The following is an 8,537-nucleotide window of genomic DNA, read 5'->3' on the forward strand; positions in this document are numbered from 1 at the left end:
TTAAATATCTCCGACAGGGTAAGCGACCTGCCCTTGTATGCGTGCTTTGTTGAACTCACGCAGGCGGTCAAAAACATTCATACCCAATTGAGCGAAAAGATCCAAGAGATCGACGAGTACCCAATTCTCCCGAATTAATTTTTTTTCAATTCGCCAGAAATCAAGGCTGCGCAACGTGATGATTTTATCTGTTTTAGGTAATCCCAACCATCCGGCACCAGACATCGTCTGTTTCATATTGGGCCACCCGGTCACAGCAACATAATCGCCATCCCCAAAAAAATGAGACACTGTTTCAGTATCGTGCTGACCACGATCAGGCATTGCGGCCAAAAACGGGATCTGATGCCAATTACGAAAGCCTGCTATTCCTCGACAAGTACCTATTCCCGCAGGTCCATACCACGTCATGCGTGGATGCCAGAAGCGCTCCATTTCCATAACATCAGGACAACCTTGCGATGGATGGCGTACCATATGGGTCAACATGTCGACAATCAAATCACAAGAGGCCTTTGCCCTATCAGGATCGCTTGCAAATTTCACAATGCCATCTTGTGTAAAAGGTCCCTGTACACAGCCTTCACGCCCCAGTGACGGCGCAAGCGGCCAGGCATTTGCCTGCATCATTAATTCAGGAATATCCCAAATCGCTTGTACCTCGACAACTTGACCATCTTTAATTTGATAAAACTCGTGAAAACGCATTTGAACGAAATGACCTGTTGGCGGAATGTCCAACCAAGGAGCAACAAAGGTACCGACATAATTCCCAGCACAGCCAACCCAATCAGCACCCTTATGATCCACACCGGCGATCACAATATAATCGCGCCTTTCCAGATCAGGTATCGCATTGAATAGTGGCGCATAGGCATTATCGTAAAATTGCTCACCCAACATATCGCCAAAGGGATAACACAGACGGACATCTGCATCAGGTGCGATCACCTTCGCGATGTTTTCCCTGACACTTTCGTCCGAGAAATCAATCATAGCAGTGCGAAGTTTGGCAATTAAAGATTTATTATGATCGGCAAGATCCATTATTCAGCAGCCTTACCATAGGCTACGTTCTGCCCCCCGTAACGCCGAACCCGGAGATTGCATTGCTCAGCATGGCCAACAAAACCTTCCAATAGACATAACCGGGAACCATAAGCCCCAATCTTGGCAGCGGCCTCATCTGTCGTCACTTTTTGATAGCTATGGGTCTTCAGATATTTTCCAACCCAAAGTCCACCAGTGTAACGCCCAGCTTTTTTCGTTGGCAAAGTATGGTTTGTTCCAATGACCTTATCCCCGTTGGCGACATTCGTCCGGGCCCCTAGAAACAGAGCGCCATAACAGGTCATATTTTCCAGGAACCAATCATCACGATCGGTCATAACCTGTACATGTTCCGAGGCAATATCATTGGCAACCGCCAACATTTCCTCATAGGTTTCACATAAAATCACTTCACCATAATCTCGCCAACTGACACCTGCGGTATCCGCTGTCGGCAAAATGACAAGTATCCGCTCTATCTCAGACAGTGTTTCTTCTGCGAGCTTGCGCGAGTTTGTCACGAGTACCGCAGGCGAATTGTATCCATGTTCAGCCTGACCCAGCAGATCAGTTGCACATAGCTCTGCATCAACTGTTTCATCTGCAATCACCATGGTCTCTGTTGGTCCGGCAAAAAGATCAATACCAACACGGCCAAAAAGTTGACGTTTAGCTTCAGCAACGAAGGCATTTCCTGGCCCAACAAGCAGATGTACCGGGTCAATTGTCTCGGTGCCGATAGCCATAGCACCAACAGCCTGTATTCCGCCCAGAACGTAAATTTCATGTGCCCCGCCCAAATGCATCGCAGCAATAACAGCGGGGTTTGGCTCTCCATTAAAAGGTGGAGTACAAGCAATGATGCGCGGAACACCTGCTACTTTAGCTGTCGCCACAGACATATGCGCCGAAGCAACCATGGGGAATTTGCCACCGGGCACATAACAGCCGACTGATTGCACCGGAATATTTTTGTGACCAAGAATAACGCCAGGCATCGTTTCAACCTCGATATCCAGCATGGAATCACGTTGCGCTTGTGCAAACTTGACGACCTGCTCTTGTGCGAACTTAATATCCTCCAAATCGCGAGGGCTAACCTTCGCAATGAGGTTGTCAATCTCATCTTGGGATAAACGATAAGTTTGACGATCATAGTTATCAAACTTAACAGAGAGTTCGTGTACAGCCTTATCTCCTCGAGCCTCAATATCCTTGAGCGTTGTTGCAACAATCGCGGCCGTTTTGGCATCATCCTCGACCCGGTCGGCTTCAGATTTACCACGTTTCAGATATTCAACAGTCATAACCTATTCCTTACTATTCAGGCCGAGGAGCAATACGCTCACCACAATCAAAAGCTTCCCAGCCTTCGCCGTTAAAAATATCCACGCCGAGCTGCGCAGCAACATGTGCAAAATCCACATTGACCCAGTTATCAACGATCTTGCCATCAACAACTTTCCAAAAATCCATATATCTGATCTCAACTCGCTTTCCTGTGGAAGCAATACCCAGAAATTCCCCGGAATGCGTCGCTTCTTGACGACCAAAAGCTGCAGCCCACTCCCCCATATAAAGACGAGCTTCATCAATGCATGTTTTGTCAGAAAACGCAGCTTGAAAGGGACGTTGCCAATTGTCTTGAAATTCCTTAAGGCCCTGCTTGGTGCCACATCCCTGATTACCCATCCATCGAAACCCTTCAGAGAAAAATTCGCCGATATCTGAGATGCGATGATCGTTCAAACCATCCACCATTGTCTCTATCACCCGGCGAGTTTCATCTGTCTTGGACATATCTGTGTCGCGGGATAATACCGCTTGTTCTGGGCGCGAACCTTTCATCACTTAACCTTTCACTGCGCCTTGGGTCAGACCCGAGACGATTTGACGTTGGAAAAACATCACAAGAATAAAGAGTGGCGCAGTTGCAGAAACCACTGCAGCCACAGCAAACATGACGTTGCCTTCTGTTTGCGTTGTGCCAAGGAAGCTTGCAATTTTAGGAACCATTGTCTGGTTTTCCTTCGATAGCAGCATCGAGGTGACAGCAAAGTCATTGTAGGCCAATAAAAAGCTGAACAGTCCCGTAGTAATCACGCCGGGCCACATGACTGGAATAATGACATGTCGAAAGGCTTGAAACTGGGTACAGCCATCAACCTTGGCACTTTCGTCCAGCTCTTTAGGGATTTTTTGAAAGAAGCTATGCAGCATCCACAGGGTAAAGGGCTGATTGATTGCCACGAGTACAATGATCGTCGTGGGCAAAATGCCCCAGAGATTCCATTCAAAAAACGGCAGCAAATAACCAGCGACCAGTGTAATCGGCGGCATTGCACGAAAGATCAGCGCAATGATCAATAACCAGAAAGTATAGCGATAGGTTGAACGCGACAAAGCATATCCACCCAGCGTGCCAAAGGTTAATGAGATCGCGACTGTGAAGAAGCAGACAATAGCGGTGTTAAGAACAGCTTTCCAAAATTCCTCTTGAACCCAGGCGCCTTGATATCCATCCCCGGTAAAGGATGAGCCATGCTCCAGGATGGTTCGCGCACCAGTTAATGCGCTCCGCCAGTCAGCTTTTGAGAAAAAATCCAGCTCAATCTTAAAGCTTCCCCATAGTGTCCATAAAAATGGAAATGCTGCCACGATAAGCCAAATGATAACAAAGGCAGAAGAAAAAGTGCGTAGTGCAGGTGGTTGTTTGAATGCTTTTGCTGACATGGATCAACCCTTTGCCTTAAAATCACGCCAGGTGCGAACAAGCACCGGAGATAAAAGAATAGCGACACCGATTATTGTTAATACCGAAGAAGCTGAAGCCGACGATAAAAGGCGCGTCTCGCCACCAAGATCATTGAAGATAAACCAACTGAGTGACGTCGCATGTGCTTCGGCGTTAAAGCCGACGATTGGTTCAAAAACGCGGAAATTATCCATTAACTGAATCAAGGCAACAAAGGTAACCAACGGCATTAAATGGGGGATCACAACATATTTAGTTTGTTGCCAACGCGTTGCGCCATCAATCATCGCGCTTTCCATTGTATCTTGTGGCAGCGTTTGAAGACCGGCATAAAAAACAACAAAAGCAAAGGGCGCAGAGTGCCAAACACCATACACAATCAACATGATCCAGGTTAACTCAGTAGAGGCTTTCAGTGATAGATCTGGATTTGAAAACAACCACTGAAGTCCTGTTCCCAATACCCCCCGACTATCAATCATCCAGAATAAAACCAATGAACCGATCAAGGGGGAGACAATCATTGGCAATAAAGAGAAGAAAATAACTAACCCTTTGAGGTGACGATGCAACGAGTTAACAGCCACAGCAATTGCGAACCCCAAAACTATCAGCAAAGGCGTTACAACAAACGTATAGGTCAGCGTAAATGACATCGCTCGATAAAAAGGTAGATTACCCAACCGATCAACAAAATCGCCTATACTTGTGCGCGTGGTCCAGGCATCGGCGATAACGGCTGTTGCCAAGTGTCCACGATCAAGATAGATCGACAAACCTGCCCAACGTCCCAATGGTTGCTCAGCCCGCTGTTGTTCTGTCGCGTCCAAATCAACAACCGTCGATTCAGTACAGTTAAACGGCGTACAGTTCTCAACAGTTTTGAGAATTTGCTCATGCGGCGTAAACAAGGATTGCGTTACCACCGAAACAATCGGTAGCGCAATAAACAACAACATCGCAGTCGCTGTTGGCAAAATAAACCAGAAGAAAGTTTTGTGCTTCATATGTCTGTGTCCGCAATGCCGGAAGAGTTGAGAAGATAACTGGAAGACATAAACAGCGCCTTCCAGTTATAGAAGACAGGTTTGTTACCGATGACCTTTACTGCAAATATCCCTTCTCTTTTGCAGCTGTCGTGTAAGCAGCTTCGACATCAGCCAGTGCTGTGGAAGCATCTTCTTTTCCCTGCATAAAGTCAGAGAGTTCGGCCCCTAACGCAGAATGCAAAAGCCCCTGATAAGGAAGCATTGGATAGGGAACGGAACCGGCATTCGCAGCATCAAAGACACCCTGTGCCGCAGGCGTCGGCTGGTATCCATTAATCAACCAAACGGCTTGTGGTGAAGTCGTGTCATTTAAGATTTCCGGGCGGATCGCATAGGTGAGCGCTTTGAAAGTTGCCGCAGCATCTTCATCTGAGATATTTTTCGCCACAGTCCAACCATCCCACCACAATGTTGTCGCAGGTATTTTTCCGCCGCCAACGGTCATCGGTCCAGCAATAGCCATATGCTCTTTGACAGCCGGATCAACGCCATCAGCATCAGGTAACGTTGCCGCACGTGATCCCCACATGTTCATTAATGCGACATTACCGGCACGGAATTCTGCATTGGTGGCATTAGAATCATGTGTAAGGAAATCCGGGTTCATATATCCAGAAAGAGCCTTCATCATTTCCAATGCAGCTACACCTGCATCGTTATTGATAGCGACTTTAGCTGTTCCCGGCTCAAAAAATTCTCCGCCCATGCCTATATACATGTTGTTGAATTCCTGGGCTAAATTCCATCCAGCCATGTACGCACCACCAACTGGATGTTCCATAAGCCCTTTTTCTTTGATTGTTTTGGCTGCAGCCAGCATCTCTTCATAGGTAGAAGGTGGTTTGACACCTGCCTGTTCAAGGATATCTGCCCGATAGACAAGATGTTGCGCATTCGCCATAAAAGCGACGGCCATGACCTTGCCATCAATGGTGATCAGTTGGTTTTTCTTTAGCCCCTGACCATACTTCGCAACCAAATCATCCAAAGGGCGAATAACGTCTTCATTTATGAGAGCAACAATTGAGCTATTCGCCACAATTGCCGACGTGTATTCAGCTGGGTTCCCAGTCATACCAGCAACGTTAATTTTCTGATGATCTGCAGTCAGGTTAGTTGAAACCTTGCCACCTGTACATTCTTTGGCACCAATTCCGACCGTTTGGATTGCGGGGAACTCATTACCAACAACATTAACCCGACCTGAAATTTCACAATCAGCAAGTGCTTCGCCTGCCATAAGTGTCATTGCGCTGGCCACAACCAGTTTTTTCAGAAACATCCTCTTTCTCCCTATTAAGATGGGCGCTCCTTGTTTTTTGCACCCGATTACCCGCTTAAAAGGCGCGGGGTATGTGTGGTTTATTTTTGAATTCTTAGACCGGTTTCGGCATCGAACAAATGACAGTGATCAGCAGGAATATGTATTGAAACCTGATCGCCAATATCTGAACGAAATGTCTTGTCCGCTTTGACAGCAACAAGCTGACCACCGATACGGACAGATACCATTGTCGCATCACCCAGTAATTCCAACGTATAGATCGGGGCATTCATTTCGCTACATTGCTCTACCACGCTTGCATCTTCAGCTCGAAAGCCAAGAGTGACCTTGCCATTTCGTCCTATCAGGCCTGTAATCTCGACATTCGGGGCGCTGAACTTACCGTTCATCAACTCTCCATCAATCAGGTTCATAGCTGGCGAGCCAATAAAACTGGCAACGAAAGTATTCGCCGGGGTATCGTATATTTCTGTCGGAGAGCCGACCTGCTGAACCACGCCGGATTTCATGACAACTACCCGGTCGGCCAAAGTCATTGCTTCAATCTGATCATGAGTCACATAGATTGTTGTCGCAGCCAAATCATGTGATAGGTTTTTGATCTGAGCCCGGGTCGAAACACGAAGCTTCGCATCAAGGTTAGATAATGGTTCATCCATCAAAAACACTTTGGGCTTTCGCACAATAGCCCGGGCCAATGCGACACGTTGGCGTTGCCCCCCTGATAATGCTGCTGGCTTGCGATCGAGAAAATCCAAAAGCTCAACACGCTCGGCAGCTTGCATGACGCGCTCTTTGTGTAATGCAGGATCAATTCCCCTGACTCTCAGGGGAAACCGAATATTTTCATAAACATTCATGTTTGGGTACAGCGCGTAGCTTTGGAACACCATTGCCACATCCCTGTTTTTGGGCTCCAGATCATTCACCCGCGCCCCATTGATCAGAATATCCCCTTCGGTTGCATCTTCCAATCCAGCAATCATCCGCATTGTTGTTGTTTTACCGCAACCGGATGGCCCCAAAAGCACCAGGAATTCTTTGTCATCAATTGATAGGTTAAAATCATTGACCCCAACAAAACTACCCCAGCGCTTGCTAATATTGCGCAATTGAATTTCTGCCATCTGGCATTCTCCCCAGGAATCGGATACGTTTTTGCATACGTTTGCAATAATACTGGACATAAACAAAACTATTTGGCAAGGTTTTTTTGCACACGTATGCAATATTAATAATAAAGGCCTGAAAGCGTGACATATTTTCAAAAAGAAAAAGGTATCGTTAGAAGTTTTCAAGCAGAACTAGATGCACCAGATGCAGAATTTTGTGATGTTTTGGAACGCCATACAAGCGCTTCTTATCGCTGGCGGGGTTTCCACCCCTTTAATGAGTTAAGAGGTGCACGCGAAGTTGGAGAAAGCTTTTGGCGGCCACTGCGAACTGCATTGACATCATTACAGCGACGTGAGGATATCTTCTTTGCCGGGTATAACTATATTGATGATGCTCAAACAGTTTGGGTTGTTTCCATGGGGCATCTTATGGGCTTATTCGATCAGCCATTTCTGTGTATTCCGCCAACAGGCAAAATGATTTTTTTACGCTATTGCGAATTTCACAGGGTTGAAAACGGCAAGATTGCTGAAACAGCGATGTATTTTGATATTCCACATTTCGCCCGACAAGCAGGAATAGAACTATTTCCAATTCAAACTGCGGCCCATCTGGTACAACCCGGCCCACTCACTCACGATGGATTACTCTACGAAAGCCAACCCAAAGAGGCTGGCGAACGTACACTTTCGACAATAAATGCCATGATCTCGAACTTAGGACAATGGGACAACAAGCTCAGCTTGGAAGAAGAATTAAGACAGACCTGGCATGAAGATATGATTTGGTGGGGCCCAGAAGGGATTGGCGCAACCTATACGATCCCACGCTACGCCAAACAACACTCTGGCCCCTTCCGTGCCGGCTTGACAGATCGCTCTCCTACGACACACATAGCACGTTTAGCTGAAGGAAATTACGGTGGCTTCTTTGGTTGGCCGAACTTCACCGCCCGTCCCACCGGCGGTTTTATGGACATGCCTGAAACGAACAAACCTGGGGAATTCAGAGTGATTGATATATACCGTCGATCCGACAACAAGCTCGCAGAAAACTGGGTGTTCATTGACCTTCTGCACTTCTGGAAATGCCAAGGTCTAGATATTCTAAAACAACTACAAGATACAAATTATAAAGAATAAATAAACTCAAAACCTATGATTATGTTTTGTCTTATAGAAGCACTTCTCCTTGGTTACGTGTTGATTTGAACCTACACAATTAAGTAATTGATTTCACTAGGCTCAGGATCTATTAATTTTAGGGATTCCCTTTAGCTCTG

General features: G+C 46.6%; 8 protein-coding genes. 1 reads left to right on the top strand and 7 read right to left on the bottom strand.

Features of this window, described 5'->3' with window-relative positions; translation table 11 throughout:
* The 7 genes from WH96_RS15980 to WH96_RS16010 all read right to left on the bottom strand — a co-directional run bounded on the left by WH96_RS15980 (position 1) and on the right by WH96_RS16010 (position 7,266).
* Positions 1-1,047 (bottom strand): ester cyclase, encoded by a 1,047-nt coding sequence (locus tag WH96_RS15980; RefSeq protein WP_082130527.1) that lies wholly within the window; start codon positions 1,045-1,047, stop codon positions 1-3.
* Entirely contained in the window at positions 1,047-2,357 is a 1,311-nt protein-coding gene (hisD, locus tag WH96_RS15985; RefSeq protein ID WP_047765205.1) for a histidinol dehydrogenase, read from the bottom strand. The genes WH96_RS15980 and hisD overlap by 1 nt, the downstream gene beginning before the upstream one ends.
* 13 nt (positions 2,358-2,370) lie before the next feature.
* Positions 2,371-2,898 (bottom strand): ester cyclase, encoded by a 528-nt coding sequence (locus tag WH96_RS15990; RefSeq protein ID WP_047765206.1) that lies wholly within the window; start codon positions 2,896-2,898, stop codon positions 2,371-2,373.
* Between the two features lie 3 nt (positions 2,899-2,901).
* Positions 2,902-3,783: a carbohydrate ABC transporter permease gene (locus WH96_RS15995; RefSeq protein WP_047765207.1), complete on the bottom strand. Its 882-nt coding sequence runs from the start codon at positions 3,781-3,783 to the stop codon at positions 2,902-2,904.
* A gap of 3 nt (positions 3,784-3,786) precedes the next feature.
* Entirely contained in the window at positions 3,787-4,812 is a 1,026-nt protein-coding gene (locus tag WH96_RS16000; RefSeq protein WP_047765208.1) for a carbohydrate ABC transporter permease, read from the bottom strand.
* Positions 4,813-4,909: 97 nt separating this feature from the next.
* Positions 4,910-6,136, bottom strand: coding sequence for an ABC transporter substrate-binding protein (locus WH96_RS16005; RefSeq protein ID WP_047765209.1), 1,227 nt, complete (start codon positions 6,134-6,136; stop codon positions 4,910-4,912).
* 80 nt (positions 6,137-6,216) lie between these two features.
* Positions 6,217-7,266, bottom strand: a complete 1,050-nt coding sequence (locus WH96_RS16010; RefSeq protein WP_047765210.1) for an ABC transporter ATP-binding protein — start codon at positions 7,264-7,266, stop codon at positions 6,217-6,219.
* Positions 7,267-7,392: 126 nt separating this feature from the next.
* Here WH96_RS16010 and WH96_RS16015 point away from each other — a divergent pair, with 126 nt between their 5' ends.
* Entirely contained in the window at positions 7,393-8,397 is a 1,005-nt protein-coding gene (locus WH96_RS16015; RefSeq protein WP_047765211.1) for an ester cyclase, read from the top strand.
* The last annotated feature ends 140 nt before the right edge of the window (positions 8,398-8,537 follow it).

The sequence above is a fragment of the Kiloniella spongiae genome (genome assembly GCF_001026905.1).
GTDB lineage: Bacteria > Pseudomonadota > Alphaproteobacteria > Kiloniellales > Kiloniellaceae > Kiloniella > Kiloniella spongiae.

Bases quoted from the DNA above. Each gene is read 5' to 3' on its own strand.
- WH96_RS15980 (WP_082130527.1), bottom strand. From the start codon at position 1,047: ATGGATCTTGCCGATCATAATAAATCTTTAATTGCCAAACTTCGCACT.
- hisD (WP_047765205.1), bottom strand. From the start codon at position 2,357: ATGACTGTTGAATATCTGAAACGTGGTAAATCTGAAGCCGACCGGGTC.
- WH96_RS15990 (WP_047765206.1), bottom strand. From the start codon at position 2,898: ATGAAAGGTTCGCGCCCAGAACAAGCGGTATTATCCCGCGACACAGAT.
- WH96_RS15995 (WP_047765207.1), bottom strand. From the start codon at position 3,783: ATGTCAGCAAAAGCATTCAAACAACCACCTGCACTACGCACTTTTTCT.
- WH96_RS16000 (WP_047765208.1), bottom strand. From the start codon at position 4,812: ATGAAGCACAAAACTTTCTTCTGGTTTATTTTGCCAACAGCGACTGCG.
- WH96_RS16005 (WP_047765209.1), bottom strand. From the start codon at position 6,136: ATGTTTCTGAAAAAACTGGTTGTGGCCAGCGCAATGACACTTATGGCA.
- WH96_RS16010 (WP_047765210.1), bottom strand. From the start codon at position 7,266: ATGGCAGAAATTCAATTGCGCAATATTAGCAAGCGCTGGGGTAGTTTT.